The following is a 19,439-nucleotide window of genomic DNA, read 5'->3' on the forward strand; positions in this document are numbered from 1 at the left end:
TACTCCGTTTTTCACGGAGATATAGCGTACAGCCCGGCCCCTTGCTTTGCTTGGGGGCACGCCCAATAGTTAATTATCTAGTTAATGTAAAGCATGGCGCTTAACCACACCACCTTTTAAATCTGCAATTTGTTGTTGAATGACAAAAGCGTCGGGATCAATTTGCCTAATCATGGTTTGTAGTTTAGACATCTCCAGTTTGGTTACAACGGTAAATAAAATATCGATATCTTTCTTTTCGCCATAACCGCCTTCGCCTTTGTATACAGTTACGCCGCGTTTCATTTCGTTAATAATATAACCTTTTATCGCTTCTTTACGCTCAGAAATAATGGTTACGCCGGTGTATTGTTCTATACCATTAACAATAAAATCTATCGTTGCCGAAGCGGATAAATAAGTGAGTATTGCATACATCGCTGTTTCTATGTTGAGGAAATATGCAGCGAAGGCAAATATGATGATGTTTAAAATGAGGATGATATTGCCTACCGTTAAAATGCTGTTTTTACTGATGTAAAGTGCCAGAACTTCTGTGCCATCTATTACGCAGCCACCGCGCATGGCTAAACCGATACCACCGCCAAGAAATAAACCACCAAAAACGGCAATCAGTAATTTATCGTGTGTAATGGGTTGAAAAGGGATAACAATTAGTGCAACAGAAAGTGCCGCAATGGCAATTGCTGTTTTAACTGCAAAGCCTTTACCAATTTGTCTGAAACCGAGAATTACGAATGGAATATTGATTAAAACAATTAGGTAAGATAATTTTAGCCCGGTTAAGGTACTTACCAGAAGTGAAATACCGGTTACGCCTCCATCTATAAAATGGCTGGGCATTAAGAAACTTTTAAGGCCAAAACAAGCTGATGTTACCCCGGCAATTATTAAAAATATTTCTTTTATAAAACGGGTGTTTTTGTTCTGGAAATGTCTGTTCATACTTCGGGTTTGACTTCTTCTTTCTTGTTACGAATATACTGAACAAGATCTAATACCTCAAACGCATCTGAGAGCAAAAAGTTTCCGCTGCGCGTACGCGTAAGTTTAGATAAATAAGCGCCGTTGTTAAGTTGCTTGCCGAAATCTGAAATGAGCGAGCGAATGTAGGTTCCTTTGCTGCATACAATCCTGAAGTCAATTTCTGGTAAGGCAATCCGCGTAATTTCAAATTCTGGAACATTTACGAAACGTTTGCGCAATTCTACTTCTTCGCCAAGTCTGGCTTTTACATAAAGCCGTTCTCCATTAATTTTTACGGCAGAGTGTGCCGGTGGATACTGTTCTATATCGCCAATAAAGGGCAGTCGAGCAGCATAAATTTGTTCATCGCTGATGTTGGAAATGTCAAAAGTCTGGTCAACTTCTGTTTCCATGTCAAAAGATGGCGTTGTTGCACCAAGAACCATTGTTCCGGTATATTCTTTTTCTTCTGCCTGGAAGGTATCGATTTGTTTGGTAAGTTTGCCGGTACAGATAATCAGTAAACCGGTAGCCAACGGATCAAGCGTGCCTGCGTGGCCAACCTTTAATTTAAGTGGTTTTAATGAGTTGCGTATTTTGCCAACAACATCAAAAGAGGTCCATTTATATGGTTTATTAATTAGAAGGAGTTCACCTTCTGCAAAATTGAACTCCTTGTATTTTGAATTTTCTGTACTCACAAATCTTTAATCTTTTTTTTTGCAAAGATAGGGATTAAATGATTTGCATGCTGCGCCCGGAAAGCAATAAGATAATGATGATCAATCCGGCAAGGATTCTATACCAGCCAAAAACTCTGAAACCATGTTTATTCAAATATCCAATAAAGCTTTTTATGGCCAGAAGTGCCACAATAAAAGCAATTACATTACCAACAATTAAAATATTGATCTGTTCTGAAGTGATGGTATGTCCTTCTTTATAGAAATCATATAACTTTTTTGCCGTTGCAGCAAACATGGTTGGAACAGCAAGAAAAAACGAAAATTCTGCAGCTACTTTTCTGCTTAGTTTCTGGCTCATACCACCAACAATTGTGGCTCCGGAACGAGAAACACCCGGAATCATCGCAATACATTGAAAGAAACCAATTTTTAATGCAGTAAGATAGTTTACATTTTCTTCATCGTTGATGGTGGGTTTATTAAACCATTTATCTACAAAAAGTAAGATTACACCTCCAACCAATAGAGAAATACCTACAGCCATTGGGCTTTCCAGCAATTCATCAATTTTATCGCTTAACAGCAAACCAAAAACCGCTGCCGGAATAAAGGCAACCAAAAGTTTTAAATAAAAATTAAAGCTTTTAAAGAATCGTTTGAAATACAATACCACAACAGACAGGATGGCGCCAAGCTGGATGGCAATGGTAAAAAGTTTCACAAATGGATCGGCAGCAATACCCATAAACGATGAGGCGATAATCATGTGGCCTGTACTGGATACGGGAAGAAATTCTGTAAGTCCTTCTATAATGGCAAGGATAATGGATTCGATGTAGTTCATGTGTTTGAAGGACGGATCTTTGTGGTATGCAGAAAGCGCCTCATTAATAAATCAAGCGCTTTCAAAGTATTTTTTTAAAAACTTATTTCTTTAGTATGGCATAAATGCCGAATGAAAAACCGAACAATACTACTAAAGGTGCAATAAGGGTTTTACGTACATCATAAATATCCGTTGTGCCCATCATTAAAATGAATCCAACAACTACAATTGCCATGCTGATCAATAATAACTGGTAGTTTTTCTTGCTGAAAACCAATTCGCTTTTTGAGTCCTTTGTAACCGGACTTGTTTTTTTTTCTGTCATTATCTGTAAAGGTGATAAGATTTTAAACGTAAATATCTGCTAACTGCAAACCAGGTACTAATGCCGGTAATAAAAATCCCGATGATAATTAGACTGAAGAAAACCAATCCAAACTCTTTGTAATTGTTTAGAATGATGATTTCAGGAACTTCTTTTCTGGCATAAATCAAAGTCGCCAAAAGAATAATTATCGCGATAAAAGCAGCAATTAAACCATGTAAGGCCGCAAACCATAAGAAAGGACGTCTGATAAAATTTTTCGTTGCACCTACTAACTGCATACTTTTAATTAAAAAGCGTTGCGAGTAAATGGCCAGGCGAATGGTATTGTTAATTAAAGCAAGTGCAATTACAAGTAAAACCGCTGCAAAAGCCATAATAACCAAACCAATGGTGTTAATGTTTTTGTTTACCATGTCAATTAATGAACTTTGGTACACCACTTCTTTTACTACTGGATTTTTAGAAATACTGTTTTTTAAACCTTCAATACTTTTGGTATTTGCATAATCAGCTTTAAGGTAAATATCGAAAGTAGACGTAAGCGGATTATAACCCAAGAAGTTCACAAAGTCTTCGCCCAAATCCTGAGTCAGGTTTCTGGCTGCAAGTTCTTTATTTACATATTGCGTTTGCTTTACTGCAGGGTTTGCATTTAATTCTTTCTGGAAAGCCAGTACATCAGCTTCTTTTGCACCTTCATCAACAATAATATTCAGTACAATATTTTCTTTAACGTAGTTAGAAAGGTTTTTTGCGTGCACAAGTACCAGTCCAAGTAGGCCCAGCATCAATAAAACCAATGCTATACTAAATATTGTAGAAATATAGATTGTTTTGGTTTTCTTGGACGCATCACTTACTTCGAATTCTTCCATACTTTTTATCATTTGTTTTGCGAAAATATAAATTATACCTGATAAACCACAAATTTAAACGTGGCTAAATGGGCTAGCTGTTGATTTAACGACGCTAATGGCTTTGAAATTATTGAGACCATGTAAAAAACACGGTACGAAAATTGACCAAACCGCGTTAATCATAGTAATCAAACCTAGAAACCTCACCCATGAAAAAACAAATTACATTTTTAAGCTTGTTTGTGCTGGTCACGGCAAGCCTCCTTTCCTGTAAGAAAGACACCACATCATTAAAAGCGCGTATTGTAGGCAAATGGATCGTAAACAAAATTGAAGTGAGCGGAAACACCTCGTCTTCTGCAAATGGAACCTTTAATTACGCCAATTCAGATTATATCGATTTTAAATCTAATGATGATGATCAGGTAGAGTTGGGTTTAACCAACCAAAGAACTATCGGAACATACGAAACTACACTAGACAATCAGTTTTCGATGGTTTTTCCAGAAGGCGCATCGTACTGTACCGTTAATAGTTTATCGGATACCAATTTCCAGTTTACGGCAAAAATTGATAAAACCAACATTGTTAAGGTGTATTATTTAAGTCGTTAAACTTCATTAATCTTAACTTTTTAAACACTATTGCTTTGTGCAATGGTGTTTTTTTATTCGGCAGAGTCTCCATTTTAAAAATCAAGGAACAAAAGAACGCGTTTAGGTTAACATCGCCTAATAGCGCGATTTAGTTTTCCTAAACCCCTTAATTTCCTTATTTTCGTCACTTTAAAAAAATAGAACCTGCAATGGATTATCAATTCAAAGAAATAGAACAAAAGTGGCAGAAATTCTGGGCCGACAATCAAACATTTAAAGCCGAGAGCAATTCTGATAAACCTAAATATTATGTGCTGGATATGTTTCCTTATCCTTCGGGAGCAGGTTTGCACGTAGGGCATCCACTGGGATACATTGCTTCAGATATTTTTTCCAGATATAAACGTTTAAAAGGTTTTAACGTTTTGCATCCAATGGGATACGATTCATTCGGATTGCCTGCAGAGCAATATGCCATTCAAACTGGCCAGCATCCTGCAATTACAACCGAAGCGAATATTGCAACCTATCGCCGGCAGTTAGATCAGATTGGTTTTTCTTTTGATTGGAGCCGCGAGGTAAGAACAAGCGAGCCGTCATTTTATAAATGGACGCAGTGGATTTTTATGCAATTGTTTAATTCCTGGTATAACCTGGAAAACGATCGCGCAGAAGATATCACAACACTTCTTGAAAAATTTAACGCTTCTGGCACAGCCGATGTTAAGGCCGTTTGTGATGAAGATACAAAAAGCTTTTTGCCAACCGATTGGGCAACATTTACGGATGAGGAAAGACAAGAAGAACTGTTAAAATACCGTTTAACTTATTTAAAGGAAAGCACAGTAAACTGGTGCCCGGCATTGGGAACTGTTTTGGCTAATGACGAAGTTAAAGATGGTTTTTCTGAACGTGGCGGTTTTCCGGTAGAACAGAAAAAAATGATGCAGTGGAGTATGCGTATCACTGCTTACGCCGATCGTTTGCTTCAAGGATTAGACGCGATAGACTGGCCAGAACCTTTGAAAGAAATGCAACGCAACTGGATTGGCAAAAGTGTAGGTGCTTCAGTAAAATTCCAGGTGGAAGGCAGCGATAAACAAATTGAAGTGTTTACCACACGTGTAGATACCATTTTTGGTGTTTCTTATTTGGTATTGGCGCCAGAGCATGAATGGGTTGCCGAATTGACTACAGACGTGCAGAAAGCAGATATAGAAAACTACATTCTTCAAACCAAAAAGAAATCTGAACTTGACCGCATGGCGGATACTAAAACTGTTTCAGGCGCTTTCACAGGAACATATGTGATCAATCCGGTAAGTGGCGAGCGTGTTCCGCTTTGGATTGCAGATTACGTTTTGGCAGGATATGGAACAGGTGCCGTTATGGGCGTGCCAAGTGGCGATCAACGCGACTGGCTTTTCGCAACGCACTTTAGCCTGCCGATTGTACAGATTCTGGATGCACAGAAAGATATTGACACACAAGCAGATCCAACTAAAGAAGGAACTTATATCAATTCTGGTTTCATCAATGGCTTAACTTATCCAGAAGCTGTAGCTCTTCTGAACTCTTGGCTTGAAGAAAATAAAGCGGGTAAAGCGAAAGTAAATTTCCGCCAGCGCGATGCAATTTTTGGTCGTCAGAGATATTGGGGCGAACCGATTCCGGTTTATTTTAAAGATGGCCTGCCTTATTTGATCCAACCAGAAGAGTTGCCATTAATATTGCCAGAAATTGATAAGTATTTACCTACAGAAACCGGCGAACCGCCATTGGGAAGGGCAGAAGGTTGGAAATATGAAGATCAATATGAATATGAATTGAGTACCATGCCAGGTTGGGCCGGTAGCAGTTGGTATTGGTTCCGTTATATGGATGCGCAGAATAATGACGCTTTTGCTTCTGAAGATGCTGTCGATTATTGGAAATCGGTAGATTTATATATCGGTGGTTCTGAGCACGCTACTGGTCATTTACTGTACAGTCGTTTCTGGAATAAATTTCTGAAAGATTTAGGTTACACTAAAGAAGAAGAACCTTTCAAAAAATTGATTAATCAGGGAATGATTCAGGGCAGAAGTAATTTTGTTTACAGAATTAATGATGCTGATGGAAAACCTACAAATACCTTTGTTTCTGCCGGATTAAGGAAAGATTATAAAACATCTGCATTGCATGTTGATGTTAATATTGTTGAAAACGATACGCTTGATCTGACTAAGTTTAAAGCATGGAGAGAAGAGTATGCAAATGCAGAATTTATTCTTGAAGGCGGAAAATACGTTTGTGGCGTAGAGGTCGAAAAAATGTCTAAATCTAAATTCAATGTCGTAAACCCGGATGATTTGATTGAGCGTTATGGTGCCGATACCTTACGGATGTATGAAATGTTTTTAGGTCCGCTTGAGCAAAGTAAACCTTGGAATACAAATGGTATTGAAGGTGTTTTCAAATTCTTGCGTAAATTCTGGCGTTTATTCCACGATGAGGCTTTAACTTTCCAGGTTACAGATTCAGAGCCAACTAAGGCAGAACTGAAAACCTTACATAAAATCATTAAAAAAGTGCAGGATGATATCGAACGTTTCTCATTCAATACATCAGTTTCCAGCTTTATGATTGCGGTAAATGAGCTTACAGAGCTAAAAAGCAAAAATCGTCAGGTGTTAAATGATATGGTTATCATTTTATCGCCATATGCACCACACATCTGTGAAGAACTTTGGGTATTGCTTGGCAATGCTTCTGGCACTTTATCTTATGCGGATTTCCCGGTTTTCAATCCGGAATATCTGGTAGAAGATGCATTTGCGTACCCTGTTTCCATCAATGGAAAAATGAAGATGAATATTAATCTCGCTTTAACGCTTGATCAGAAAGAGGCTGAAGAAATCGTATTTTCGGATGAACAGTTTCAGAAATACCTCGAAGGAAAAACACCTAAGAAGGTCATTTTTGTTAAAGGAAAAATTATAAACGTAGTCGTTTAAAAACAAAAAATCCGGATTGAGATCAATCCGGATTTTTTTTCGTCATTGGTGTAATGGCCATTAGTCATTGGTTCTGCAAGGCGCAAATTACAAGGTGCAATAAAGACTGAAATCTCGAAAAATCCGTCATTTAGATTTGTAGTGTATTATTAAACAGAATGTTTTTCCCCGATATTTAACAGATATTACCTAATCGGTACAGCCAATTTACAGGGCAGGTAATTTTATCAACCGTTGTCGAGATCAAGCAAGCTAATTCTCAAAAGTTCAATACAGTTGAAAGCTAGCCTTTCATTACAGACGAATTTAAGGGCTTGCTATCGAGGTCAGAAAGTGAAGAAAATACGCCAAGCTGTTCACTGCTCGAAGCCCTTTGAAAAGCATGATTTATTTATCAATTCAGAACTTGCTAGTTTAGGTTCATCCCTGCTATGGAATATGTTTAGAAACGGGATAATAGGGGGAAGAGGATTCTTTTTAAATATAAACGGTTTTAAGATTCAGCCATTAAAGATTGCTTAAAGCGGGATATATTATGAAAAATCTATTAATAAAGTCAGCAAGATTGTTTGGCGAATATGATGATAACCTCGTATTGTGCCTCAGGCATATTTTTAAGGGTTAGGACGGTTTATACACTATACTATATAAATTATTCAATAGCATTCAGAAAACCCACTGCCATCTAATTGCTAACCTTTACGAGCTATGTAAGTGCATCGAGCCGAAATGCTTGAAACTTGATTTGAAAATGACCTGGAAGCTTTTAAATAGCCCCATGCAAAGTACTTGCCCACGGGACTACAGTGGGCACTTCTTTCTTTGGAATGCAACAAAGAAAGTGCACCATCACATCAAACCATCGTTTTCAGCGGAATTATTGTTGATAATTTCACCCCGGCGATAAAACTAACCAATCCAATCTCCTAAAAATCAATATCTGATAAGTCTACATCAATAATACTTTACATGCATCTAGTACACGACCGGTTTCCAGTAAATGCTTTGCTTTTAAATATAGTTGTTGGGTTAGGATATCACTGTCAATGCTACCATTAAGTATTTCCATTATCTCCTCTGTCTTTCTGAAGGCTTCTATCTCTTCGACAGATGGTAAAGCTTTAATAAGTCCCAATACCCCTAAATTATTCCCGGATAATATTTTAGAGTTCTTAACCCTTTCAGGAAAAACATCTACACCGATCCCTAATCCTGTATTATCTTTTGGTTTAGTAATTTTAAACAGATTATCGCCAGTTACCCGACAATACCAGTCCCCCCCTAAACGTGCCACCAAATCAATTTTATGAGCATCTATTTTGCCATTCGCATCCAAAATATCTTCATTAATATGAATCCGTTTAACCTCTGCAATAACTAAATTGCCTGCACCTCCTTTTTTTCCCAACGACATCACATCATTTACTGCACATTCCAACTGAACGGTAGATTCCGCTACCCTGGGTGGTTTCACTGTTTCTGAAGCTAGTTCACTGAATCCTGCTTTCTGAAATTCATTTACCCCTTTTGGGTGTTCTTTGCTAGTTAAATAGGTTTGTTGAACCATTTTATAGTCCACAATATTAATTACACATTCAGGTATTTCCAATACATTTTCAAGCGTATGCTTAAATGTATTATCCCGCTCCCTACTAGTGGGCGAGAAAACGCATATGGGTGGATTTATACTAAACACATTAAAAAAGCTAAACGGACTTAAGTTAACCTCTCCGTCTTTATTAATAGTAGACGCAAAACATATCGGACGAGGTGCAATGGCATAGTGCAAAAAACCTTGCATTTCTGTCGGTGTTAATGATGATGCATCAAAAGTTTTTAGATTCATAAAGTTGCGGGTTAAAATGAGTGTGGACGGAGAAAAGTTTAAAGGCATAAGATTTTACAACTTCAAATGATTGACATCCAGTAACTAAACCTACAATCATTTGAAGTTGTAAAAGTAGATTAAAGATTTTTTATTCCGATTGGCTCTTAAAAAACTGCCTTGTAAAGGTACCTTTTTTTCTAGGACAAGCAAATTTAAACATTCAACGAGCTTGTAAGAATATAGTAATAAAAAAAAACTAGTTATTATCTAATTTTATTTACGATAATATTCCAAATTGTTGTAAATTGCTGCAGGGAAACCTGAATGTTACATGATTTATGAAGAAAAATATGCAAAGAATATTAATTGTAGATTATTCCAAAACTGGCTACTGCTTTTTTTGCAAACTGGCCACATCTAACGGCGCAAACTGGCACTGATTTTCGCTAAAAACTGTTGAATCGGTTGATTTTAAGCGGGTTTAAGCCTATCCAGACGTATTCTGGAACAAGCTGTTGTTTGATGAACGAAATCGATTCTGGGTGGAGGAAAAACCGCGTTAAAAGAAAAATCAAACTCGGACAGCTAATCTATTTTCTAAGTGCTATTCTTAGAGTGCCTTTGGTAGCTCGTAAGGGCTTTTGCGAAGCAAAAGGAGCCTTTCTTCAGGATTACTTAGTAAGTGGTAATAGATGGGTAGCATGAATCTGATGATCTCTGAGAGGATCTATGCGGTAAGCCTCAGACTATAAATCCATAGTGCCTACTGAACAGTTTGGAACGTAAAGGGATGGATAGTATTTCCGAAATACACAGTAGAGAATAGTGATTACTTAAAAAAGATTCAGAATATCTGATACCACTAATGTTAAAAAAATTTATGTAGTAATTGCAGGATATAATTTCTTATGTTACAACTTCTATTATTTTATAATCCATTCAAGGTTAAAAGAATGAATATACACAAGGCCTGTATTACAAATGTCCATTGGGGTACGTCCCCCGTCTACAGGAACGAATATAAATCTACTATCACATATTGTGATAATATACCCTGCTTGTATATACTTTATACCATTTCCAGATTGATAATCGCCGTTGACTACTATCAAACGAATTCTTTAGAGGCCACAAGTTTAAACCAAACTGCTTAACGGGAACCATTACCTCTATTTTGTAGAATTTAATGGCCCGGAGCAAAGCGATATCTGGCTCACGCCGAAGCCGGTGCACCATTCGGAAGATGAAAGCCCGCGGAGCCCGTTAATGCTCAATTTTTCAAGGCACCCTATTTTAGCCTGATAGATGTGCACCTGATCGGTACATCTTTCTCCCTGTCGTGTGACACTTGCTTTTCTCCAGTTCGTCGCGCTGCTATGACCTGGTTTGCCCCAACACATATAAGCAATCAATATTTATTACAAAGTTCACCAAATAGCCCGGAAACGAGACCCCGCTCACGTGTCCACGTTTCAAGGTAGTATCCTTCACTGCCATTCAGTCCGATTTATCCCACGATCAGTATGCCTTCGGCTATTCGCTTTCCCTTCTACGCTTTCGGCTTGCGTCTGTTGCCACCAAATCTTCTGTTGTTGCTTGCATTTCGCGGTTTTCCACTCATATTGCCATCACCACTTTTTTTGCCGCCACCACCTTTCGATGCAGCTTGTGGTTTGCGTTTGATCTGGTTTTTGGCCAGCATATTTTGCCAGCTTAACGGATAAGGATGATCTTCAACAATTGGAAGCGTCATTTTAATCAGTTTCTGAATATCAAGCAAATAATCGTTTTCTTCTGCATCGCAAAAAGAAATCGCACTACCGTTTGCACCAGCTCTTCCGGTACGGCCAATTCTGTGTACATAACTTTCTGGTATGTTTGGCAATTCATAATTGAAAACATAGGCCAGTTGTTCAATATCAATACCGCGGGCTGCAATATCTGTAGCAACCAAAACGCGTATCTTTTTCTCTTTAAATTCTGTTAGCGCGCGCTGACGTGCATTTTGAGATTTATTTCCATGAATGGCAGCCGCTTTAATGCCAGCGTGGCCAAGATCTTTTGCAATCCGGTCTGCACCATGTTTAGTACGGGTAAATACCAATGCTGTTTCAATATCGGCGTTGCTTAATAAGTGGATCAAGAGTTTTTTCTTGTCTGGTTTATCTACAAAATACACCGATTGATTAATGGTTTCTGCTGTAGATGAAATTGGCGTTACCTCTACCTTTGTTGGGTTTGATAAAATGGTATTGGCCAGTTTTTGAATTTCATCTGGCATTGTGGCCGAGAAAAATAAAGTCTGGCGTTTTGATGGTAATTTGGCTACCACTTTTTTCACATCGTGGATAAAACCCATATCCAACATACGGTCGGCTTCATCCAAAACAAAAAGTTCAATCGTATTCAGACTGATAAAACCCTGATTCATCAAATCCAGTAAACGACCTGGCGTAGCCACCAAAATATCAACACCTTTTTTTAAGGCATCAGTTTGTGCCTGTTGGCCTACTCCGCCAAAAATTACCAAATGTCTTAAATTCAAATTGCGGCCATAAGCTTTAAAACTTTCCTCAATTTGTATGGCAAGCTCGCGGGTAGGTGTAAGCACCAAGGCTTTGATGTTTTTGGTTGCTTTAGTATTGATGTGTTTTTGATGCAGCAATTGCAACATTGGGATTGCAAATGCTGCTGTTTTTCCGGTTCCGGTTTGTGCACAGCCTAACAAATCTGTTCCTTTCAAAATTGTAGGAATAGACTGCTCCTGGATAGGGGTTGGTTGCGTATAACCTTCTGTCTCAAGGGCCTTTAAAATTGGCTCAATGAGGTTTAATTCTTTAAATAACATGTGTATTTTCTATTTTTTTGAAGAAGCCGGAACAATCAAAAGGATGAAGGGCTAGCTTGCGGAGAGAGCGAATGCTGTATTTCAGAAGAACGATGTTCCTCAAAATACAAAGCCCATATTCCTGCTTCGGCAGCAAAGGTACACTTAATAATTGAAAGCTTAAAATCCTGTCTTTTTAAGAAGTCGTATGCTTTTTTTATTGGTCAATCCGGGTTCGTAAAACATTTTAACAACAGAATTTATTTTTTAATTTATGTAGGACTTTATTTTTTAATTCTGTAAGTTTAAAATGTAATTAACTAAATCTAACCAATTTACTATTTCCCGATTATGAAAATCACTCTACAGAACCACCGTAGGCTAACTCCCAGTTTTCAACGAAATCAGTGTTTCAGTTTTTCGCATCCCAATTTTACCGACAAACAAATTAATGGATTGTATACCCGTTTAGTTATTGGTATGATCTAAACCCAAACAAACATTTGAAGGGCAGTTTACACAGCTGCTACACTAATTTCTAACTAACCATTTCTTAATTTATGAGACAAAATTTATCTTCTTTCGGGAGGGGTTATCTCCTCTTGTGCCTGGGTATGCTGTTTGCTTTTGCTGCTGCAGCTCAAACCAAAATAACAGGAAAGATTATCGGTAGTGACGATAAACAACCTATTATCGGGGCAACTATTAAAATTAAAAATGCAGCAGGCGGTACGTCTACCGATCCAAACGGAAATTTCACATTATCTGTGAAAACAACCGATGTTTTACTGGTTTCCTTTGTAGGCTATGTAACCAAAGAAGTACCTGTTGGCAGCCAAACCAACCTGTCTATTGTACTACAGGCAGAAGACAACAATTTGAATGAAGTTGTAGTAACCGGATATTCCGCACAACGGAAAAAAGATTTAACAGGTGCTGTGGCGGTTGTAGATATGGGCTTACTAAAAGCACAGCCTGCAGCCAGCGCTGTAGAAGCTTTGCAAGGTAAAGCAACTGGTGTGCAGATTATTAATGATGGTGCGCCAGGTTCTACGCCACAAATTCGGATTCGGGGTACAAGTACCATCAATAATAACGAACCGCTTTATGTAATTGATGGTGTTCCTTTTGAAGGCAAACTATCTTGGTTAAACCAGAATGACATAGAAAGTCTACAGGTTTTGAAAGATGCATCTTCGGCATCTATTTACGGCTCAAGAGCAAATAATGGTGTAGTAATTATCACCACTAAAAAAGGTACAACCGGGGCGCCAAAAATCAGTATCGATTCTTATTATGGAACACAGGTTCCACGTAAAAACAGTTTTCCGCAAATGCTGAATCCACAGCAATATGCACAATATGTGTTTGATAGTTATACCAATGCCGGTAAACCTATCGCTGGCGGAAGAAACTATGGTTCTGGAACTACACCGGTGCTTCCTGAGTATCTAGTTGCAGGTTCTGCTTTAGGGCAAGATGTTACTGCAGCAGATGCAGATCCGGCCAGATACAACTACAGTCGTGATCCGGCTCTTTTCTATCAGATTACACGTGCAAACAAAGCCGGAACAAATTGGTTTGATGAAATTACCAGTGCCGCGCCAGTACAAAACTACCAGTTAAGTGCAACTGGTGGTGGCGAAAATGCTACATATGCATTGTCTGCAGGATATTTAAACCAAAAAGGAACGATAGAATATACTGGATTCAAACGTTACAATTTCAGATCGAACACTACAATCTCTGCTTTTAATAAAAAAGTACGTTTTGGAGAGAATGCACAGTACAGTTATTCTGAAGGTTATGGTTTTGGGGTAAACCCGAATACGCCAGGAAGTTATCAGGATCAGGGAAGTGCTTTGGGTTGGGCTTATCGTATTCCAACAATAATCCCGGTATATGATATTAACGGCAACTTTGCTGGTAGCCGTGGTAGCCAGCTGGGAAATGCTGAAAATCCGATGGCTGTTTTATACCGTGCAAAAGACAACGTAAACAAAAACAATTTCTTTTTCGGTAATATTTTTGGTGAAGGCGATATTTTGCCAGGTTTGGTGTTGAAAACCAATTTGGGTATTCGTTATGAAAACTATAACGGATTGTCTATGCGTTATCCAAACCTTGAATTTTCTGAAGGAAATAACTCTAACAGTTTAAGTGAATATCAAGGTTACAATACAGAATGGACCTGGACGAACACCTTAAACTACAGTGCAACTTTTGCAGAGAAACATAAATTAAATGTGTTGTTGGGTACAGAAGCCATTCGTTCCAGATCAAGACAGTTAAATGCTGCACGTAATGATTTCTTCCTTTTGGGCGATATGGATTATTATTATCTGCCAACAGGATCATCAAACATCAGTAACTCCAGTACGGGTTCAAGAGGATCATTATTCTCACTTTTTGGCAAGGTTGATTATTCATTTAATGATCGTTATCTGGCTAGTTTCACCATTCGTAGAGATGGTTCATCTAACTTTGGTCCGTCTAATAAATATGGTATTTATCCGGCAGGAAGTGCAGCATGGCGTATTTCTGAAGAAGAATTTCTTAAAAGCGTAAAATGGATTTCTGATTTGAAACTTCGTGTAGGTTACGGACAAACCGGAAATCAGCGTATACCGCCATATCAATACATCAATAGATACCAAAGTTCTATTATCAATGCCGCATATGCCGTTGGTGGAGGAAATGCTTTAACGACAGGTGTTTGGCAAAATGCATATCAGAATGCAGATGTTAAATGGGAATCTTTAAAAGCGCTTAACGTGGGTATAGACTTCACCATTTTGAGTGGTGCTTTTGATGGATCTGTTGATTGGTACAATAAAAAAACAACAGATATGTTGTACAACCTTCCGTTGCCATCAAGCGTGGTGGGTTTAGGTAGTGCACCATTTGTAAATATTGGCGATATGAGTAACAAAGGGGTAGAGTTTAACGTAGCTTATCACTACGGAAGAACTGTAGAAGCGCCTTTCAAATTTGATATCGGACTTAACTTTTCTAAAAACAAAAATACAATTGACCGTTTAGCGCCAGGAATTTTCAATCAGGTTTATGGCAATTACCGCAGTTTACAAACCAGCGTATTGCAACAAGGCGCTGCATTCGGATCTTTTTATGGATATGAAACTGCCGGTATTTACCAAAGTGCAGCAGACATTCAAAGCAGTCCATCGTATTCAGGTGCACGTGTGGGTGGTTTGAAATATCGCGATGTTAATGGCGATGGCGTTATTGACCCTAAAGATCGTACAATCATTGGAGATCCAAATCCGGATTTTACATACGGCATCAACCTGAACGCATCTTATAAAAACTTTGATATTTCAGCATTCTTTTATGGTGTTCAAGGCAATGATATTTTTGAAGCTACACGTTATTTCACAGATTTCCCATCATTTGACGGTGCAAAAAGTACCAGATTGTTAAATGCGTGGAGCCCAAGTAACCCAACAAGTACCATTCCTTCTGCTTATGCAGGTGCATCAGATGTAGAATTTGCTTCCTCAAGCTATTACATCCAGAATGGAAGTTTCCTCAGATTGAAAAATATTCAATTGGGTTACAATATTCCTACGGATAAAGTTTTCGGCGCTAAATCTGGCATCAGCAGATTCAGAGTATACGTAGCGGCGAGCAATTTATTCACGGTTACGAAATACACCGGTTTAGATCCGGAAGTAAGTCAGATTACCGACACATTTACTGCTCCAGGTGTTGATCAAGGTGTTTATCCTTCTCCTCGTCAGTTTTTATTCGGCATTAACGTAGGATTTTAATTAAACGATAACAATATGAAATACATAAAATATATTCTCTTTTCCGTATTAATTTGCAGTACGTTTTCCTGCAAAAAGGAATTTTTATCTGTAAACCCGCAAGGGGAACTGACTGCCGAGCAACTGACCACGCAAGATGGTGTTGAAGGTTTACTTGTAGGTGCATACGGTTTGTTAAATGGCAACGTAAATGGTACCTGGGGAAATTATGGTGCAGCGCCAAGCCAATGGTTGTTTGGAGAAGTAGCGTCTGATAATGCCCACAAAGGTAGCAGTACCGGAGATCAGCCGCCAATGAATGCGATTGAGCAACATTCTCCAACCAGTACAAATGACAATATTTCTAACCTTTGGGATCGTTGTTTTGAAGGTGTTCAGCGCTGTAACAATACCTTGAAAATTCTTGCCGATTTGCAAGCCGGAAAAGGAACAACCAAATTTGCAGATGCACGTGCTAAAGAAATTCAGGCAGAAGCCAGATTGTTAAGAGCACATTATTACTTTTTTCTGGTTCGCGTATTTAAAGTTGTGCCTTATGTTACAGAGGCAACCAGCGGAACATTTGTAGCAAACGATAAAGATATCTACCCAAATATTGTAGAAGATCTTCAGTTTGCAGTTGCGAACCTAAGTACTACCAAACCTAAAAACCAAAAAGGCCGTATGGATAAATATGCTGCACAGGCGTATTTAGGTAAAGTTTTGTTGTATCAAAAGAAATATACAGAAGCTTATGCACAGCTTAACGCGGTTATTTTAGCGAAACCAGACTTAACAACAATACCTTATACCGATAATTTTGACATTACTAAAGAGGACGGGCCAGAGGCTATAGTTGCTGTGCAACACTCTGTTGGTACCGATGGTACTGGTGGCGATAACGGAAACGTAGGCGACATGTTAAACTTTCCTTACGGAAGTGTAACGCCAATTAACTGTTGCGGTTTCTTCCAGCCAACGATTGATTTGGCAAATGCTTTTAAAGTTGATGCTGCTGGCTTACCTTTGTTAGACGGCAGTTACCGTACAAATCCATACATTTCTGATTTGAACTTAACTGGTGCCGCAAAAACAAATTATCAGGTAGATAGAACACTTGCGCTTGATCCAAGAATTGAATCAACAATTGGGAGACGTGGCGTTCCATATCGCGATTGGGGACTTATGGCTGGCGACAGCTGGATTAGAGATGCAAGTAACGGCGGCCCTTTTGTTGCCGTGAAAAATTCTATTGAAGCTGCACAGCTTGGCACCGGAACGGCTCCAGGAATGACGAATGTTACAGGTTTAAATGTAAATTTAATTCGTTTGGGTGATATTTATCTGATGGCAGCAGAATGTGCGGTAGAAACAGGCGATTTGGCACGTGCACTTACCTTAGTAAATGCTGTACGTAATCGCGCAGCTAAAATTACCCCATCTACTATTAATGGTGCTGCGGCTGCGGCATATAAAGTTAGCCCGTACCCAGCTTTCCCTACAGCAGCATATGCCAGAAATGCCGTTCGTTTTGAACGCAGACTGGAACTTGCAATGGAAGGACACCGCTTTTTTGATTTGGTGCGTTGGGGAATTGCAAAACAAACTTTAGAAAGCTATTTCGCTTTTGAAGGCGGTTACTTCAATTACCTGAAAGGAATTACATTTGAAACAAGAGATGAATATTTCCCGCTTCCGCAAGATCAAATTGACCGGAGCAACGGAACATTGAAACAAAGTCCGGGTTATTAAACAAACCCGTTAACCCATTTAAAACGCATGGACAGGAAACGAAATTCGCTCCTGTTTCATGCGTTTTCTTTTTATACTATTTTGCTGGCGGATAAAAGTTTTTCCAGGTTGTTTAATCCGGCGGTGAAACCTTCGCGAAAGCCCATTAACATGGTTTGCTCCAGCGCTTCAAGTGTTTCGAACGTGATAGAAATATCTACCAATACATTTTCCCTTTCAGGGATAAAAGCAATTTTCCAAAAAGATTGAGGCATTTCTACGATCGGCGTTCCGCCTTCATCACAAAAAACATCCTGTGTAGAAAAACTTTTTAAAGTTTCTATCTCTCCAAACACCGTTTTAGACCAATGTTTTTTGCCTTGTGGTGAAACCATTGCATAAAGCCAATAACCACCATTTTTAAAATCTAAGTGTTTTGTTTCTGCACGATAAGGATCTGGTGCCCACCATTTATCGAGTATTTCGGCCGTCGTCCAGGCTCGCCATACATTTTCTAAAGAAGCATGAAATGTTCGTTTTACAATAATGGTCTTACTTTCCGTATTTACGAAAAAATCAAAAGCTAAATTATCCATCTGACTGTTATTTGTGTTGTGCGTACATCATCCGCATCACAAATAGTAACCATACATTTGGGGCATAGGTTTAGAAGAATAAAATTTCTTAGAAAATTAGCGTTCTTCTTTAAACTTGCTGAAACAGATAAGGGCAACTAAGCAAAGCACAAAACCAACAATTCCATTTAGGCGCAAACCAAAATCATTTCCAGGATCTTTACCATAAATGGTAAGCATGGCGAAAACTGCAATCCCCAAAGTCTGGCCCAGTTTAACGAAAAGATATTTTACGGCAAAGAACATTCCCTCGTGGTTTTCACCGCTTTCCTGTGTGTCTTTCTGCGCAATATCTGCCAATATCGCCGTGGGCAAAATGCCAAGCGCTGCCAGTGGAAATGAAGCCGATATAACCAAAAGATAAATTTGAGCGTAAGGGCCCATAGGCAATTTGCCGAGGAAAAATATTGTAACAAATATTAGGCACAAGATAAAAAAGGCAAATAATACGAAAGGTTTCTTCCCGAAACGTGCAGAACCTAAAGTAACTATTGGATAAAACAGCAAACTGGTAAGTACCATTGCACCCATAAATTTTCCACCTTCAGATTCTGGCAAACCTAGTAAAACGCTGCAAAAGTAAAGTAGTCCGCTAGAAATAATGCTGAGTGCCGTGTAGAAAGCGAAGTCAGAAATTAAATAATATTTAAAATTACTGTTTTTAAAGGTGTTTTTAATTGCTGGCCAAAGTGGAACGTGCGTGGGTTTTGCGATAGAAAAATCTTTCTCGCGGATGAACAAGATTGGCAATAACATAACCATCCCAGAAAAAGCACACAAAGCCCAAATAGAAAATTGAATGGCTTCACTGCGGTTTACAACATTAAAACTATGCTGAATAAGATCTGCGAAATTGTTGATACAAGCTGATAAAATTATGCCCAATACAAAACCGATCTGCTGATAACTGGAGAGTTTTACCTTTTGTTGCGGCGTATGTGTCACTTCTGCCAAAAGCGCGTTATAGGGAATAATATAACTGGTTACCGATACAAAAAATAGACAGAGGGTAATGGTTAGCCACCAGGCGTTGTGTAAACTTTCTGTTTTTTGAAGTGGGTAAAATACCAGTCCGCAGAAAAGCATTGCCGGGAAAATTGCCCATTTCATGAAAGGCATTCGCCGGCCGTTTTTATTGGTGCTGGCATCGCTTTTTGAAGCAATAAATGGATCAAATAAAGCGTCAACCAATCTTCCGGAAGCGGCAATAATGGATAATAAATTAAAAACGCCAAGAAAAATGAGTTGCGGTACTAAAGCCGGTAATCCAGAATTGATTGGCGGCAAGTAAAAATATGGCAGCATTACAATAATGGTATTGGTCATAATACTCCAACCCATCATTCCTGCTGCGTAAGCGATTTCTTGTTTTCCTGAGAGCGTTTTATTCATG

General features: G+C 38.7%; 13 protein-coding genes. 4 read left to right on the top strand and 9 right to left on the bottom strand.

The window, feature by feature from the left end:
- Window positions 1-81: 81 nt before the first annotated feature.
- From ACJVDH_RS02710 to ACJVDH_RS02730, 5 genes are all read right to left on the bottom strand, one after another.
- On the bottom strand, window positions 82-945 hold the full coding sequence (locus ACJVDH_RS02710) for a YitT family protein (protein ID WP_443946035.1): 864 nt from the start codon (window positions 943-945) through the stop codon (window positions 82-84).
- Window positions 942-1,667 carry a tRNA pseudouridine(55) synthase TruB gene (gene truB / locus ACJVDH_RS02715; protein WP_443946036.1) on the bottom strand — a complete coding sequence of 242 codons (726 nt, stop codon included), beginning with the start codon at window positions 1,665-1,667 and terminating at the stop codon, window positions 942-944. Before truB ends, ACJVDH_RS02710 begins: the two co-directional genes overlap by 4 nt.
- A gap of 34 nt (window positions 1,668-1,701) precedes the next feature.
- Window positions 1,702-2,496: an undecaprenyl-diphosphate phosphatase gene (locus ACJVDH_RS02720; RefSeq protein WP_443946037.1), complete on the bottom strand. Its 795-nt coding sequence runs from the start codon at window positions 2,494-2,496 to the stop codon at window positions 1,702-1,704.
- An 82-nt stretch (window positions 2,497-2,578) separates the two neighbouring features.
- The gene (locus tag ACJVDH_RS02725; protein ID WP_443946038.1) at window positions 2,579-2,803 is read right to left on the bottom strand and encodes a DUF3098 domain-containing protein; all 225 of its coding nucleotides are present in this window, start codon (window positions 2,801-2,803) and stop codon (window positions 2,579-2,581) included.
- The gene (locus tag ACJVDH_RS02730; RefSeq protein ID WP_443946039.1) at window positions 2,803-3,681 is read right to left on the bottom strand and encodes a cell division protein FtsX; all 879 of its coding nucleotides are present in this window, start codon (window positions 3,679-3,681) and stop codon (window positions 2,803-2,805) included. Before ACJVDH_RS02730 ends, ACJVDH_RS02725 begins: the two co-directional genes overlap by 1 nt.
- 191 nt (window positions 3,682-3,872) lie before the next feature.
- Between ACJVDH_RS02730 and ACJVDH_RS02735 the strand changes: the two genes are divergently transcribed.
- Window positions 3,873-4,277: a hypothetical protein gene (locus ACJVDH_RS02735; RefSeq protein WP_443946040.1), complete on the top strand. Its 405-nt coding sequence runs from the start codon at window positions 3,873-3,875 to the stop codon at window positions 4,275-4,277.
- A gap of 191 nt (window positions 4,278-4,468) precedes the next feature.
- Window positions 4,469-7,255 carry a leucine--tRNA ligase gene (gene leuS, locus ACJVDH_RS02740; protein ID WP_443946041.1) on the top strand — a complete coding sequence of 929 codons (2,787 nt, stop codon included), beginning with the start codon at window positions 4,469-4,471 and terminating at the stop codon, window positions 7,253-7,255.
- Window positions 7,256-8,204: 949 nt separating this feature from the next.
- Here leuS and ACJVDH_RS02745 read toward each other — a convergent pair.
- Entirely contained in the window at window positions 8,205-9,101 is an 897-nt protein-coding gene (locus tag ACJVDH_RS02745; protein WP_443946042.1) for a flavin reductase family protein, read from the bottom strand.
- Between the two features lie 1,531 nt (window positions 9,102-10,632).
- Window positions 10,633-11,931 carry a DEAD/DEAH box helicase gene (locus tag ACJVDH_RS02750; RefSeq protein WP_443946043.1) on the bottom strand — a complete coding sequence of 433 codons (1,299 nt, stop codon included), beginning with the start codon at window positions 11,929-11,931 and terminating at the stop codon, window positions 10,633-10,635.
- Window positions 11,932-12,470: 539 nt separating this feature from the next.
- On the opposite strand from ACJVDH_RS02750, the gene ACJVDH_RS02755 reads away from it, so the two are divergent.
- A complete protein-coding gene (locus ACJVDH_RS02755; protein ID WP_443946044.1) occupies window positions 12,471-15,701 on the top strand; it encodes a SusC/RagA family TonB-linked outer membrane protein in 3,231 nt (1,076 codons plus the stop codon).
- 15 nt (window positions 15,702-15,716) lie between these two features.
- A complete protein-coding gene (locus ACJVDH_RS02760; RefSeq protein ID WP_443946045.1) occupies window positions 15,717-17,432 on the top strand; it encodes a RagB/SusD family nutrient uptake outer membrane protein in 1,716 nt (571 codons plus the stop codon).
- Window positions 17,433-17,503: 71 nt separating this feature from the next.
- On the opposite strand, the gene ACJVDH_RS02765 is transcribed toward ACJVDH_RS02760, so the two are convergent.
- Both ACJVDH_RS02765 and ACJVDH_RS02770 read right to left on the bottom strand, forming a co-directional pair.
- Entirely contained in the window at window positions 17,504-18,007 is a 504-nt protein-coding gene (locus tag ACJVDH_RS02765; protein ID WP_443946046.1) for an SRPBCC family protein, read from the bottom strand.
- A gap of 96 nt (window positions 18,008-18,103) precedes the next feature.
- The gene (locus ACJVDH_RS02770) at window positions 18,104-19,438 is read right to left on the bottom strand and encodes an MFS transporter (protein ID WP_443946047.1); all 1,335 of its coding nucleotides are present in this window, start codon (window positions 19,436-19,438) and stop codon (window positions 18,104-18,106) included.
- Between the last annotated feature and the right edge of the window lies 1 nt (window position 19,439).

This window comes from Pedobacter terrestris (genome assembly GCF_052343045.1).
Classification (GTDB): domain Bacteria; phylum Bacteroidota; class Bacteroidia; order Sphingobacteriales; family Sphingobacteriaceae; genus Pedobacter.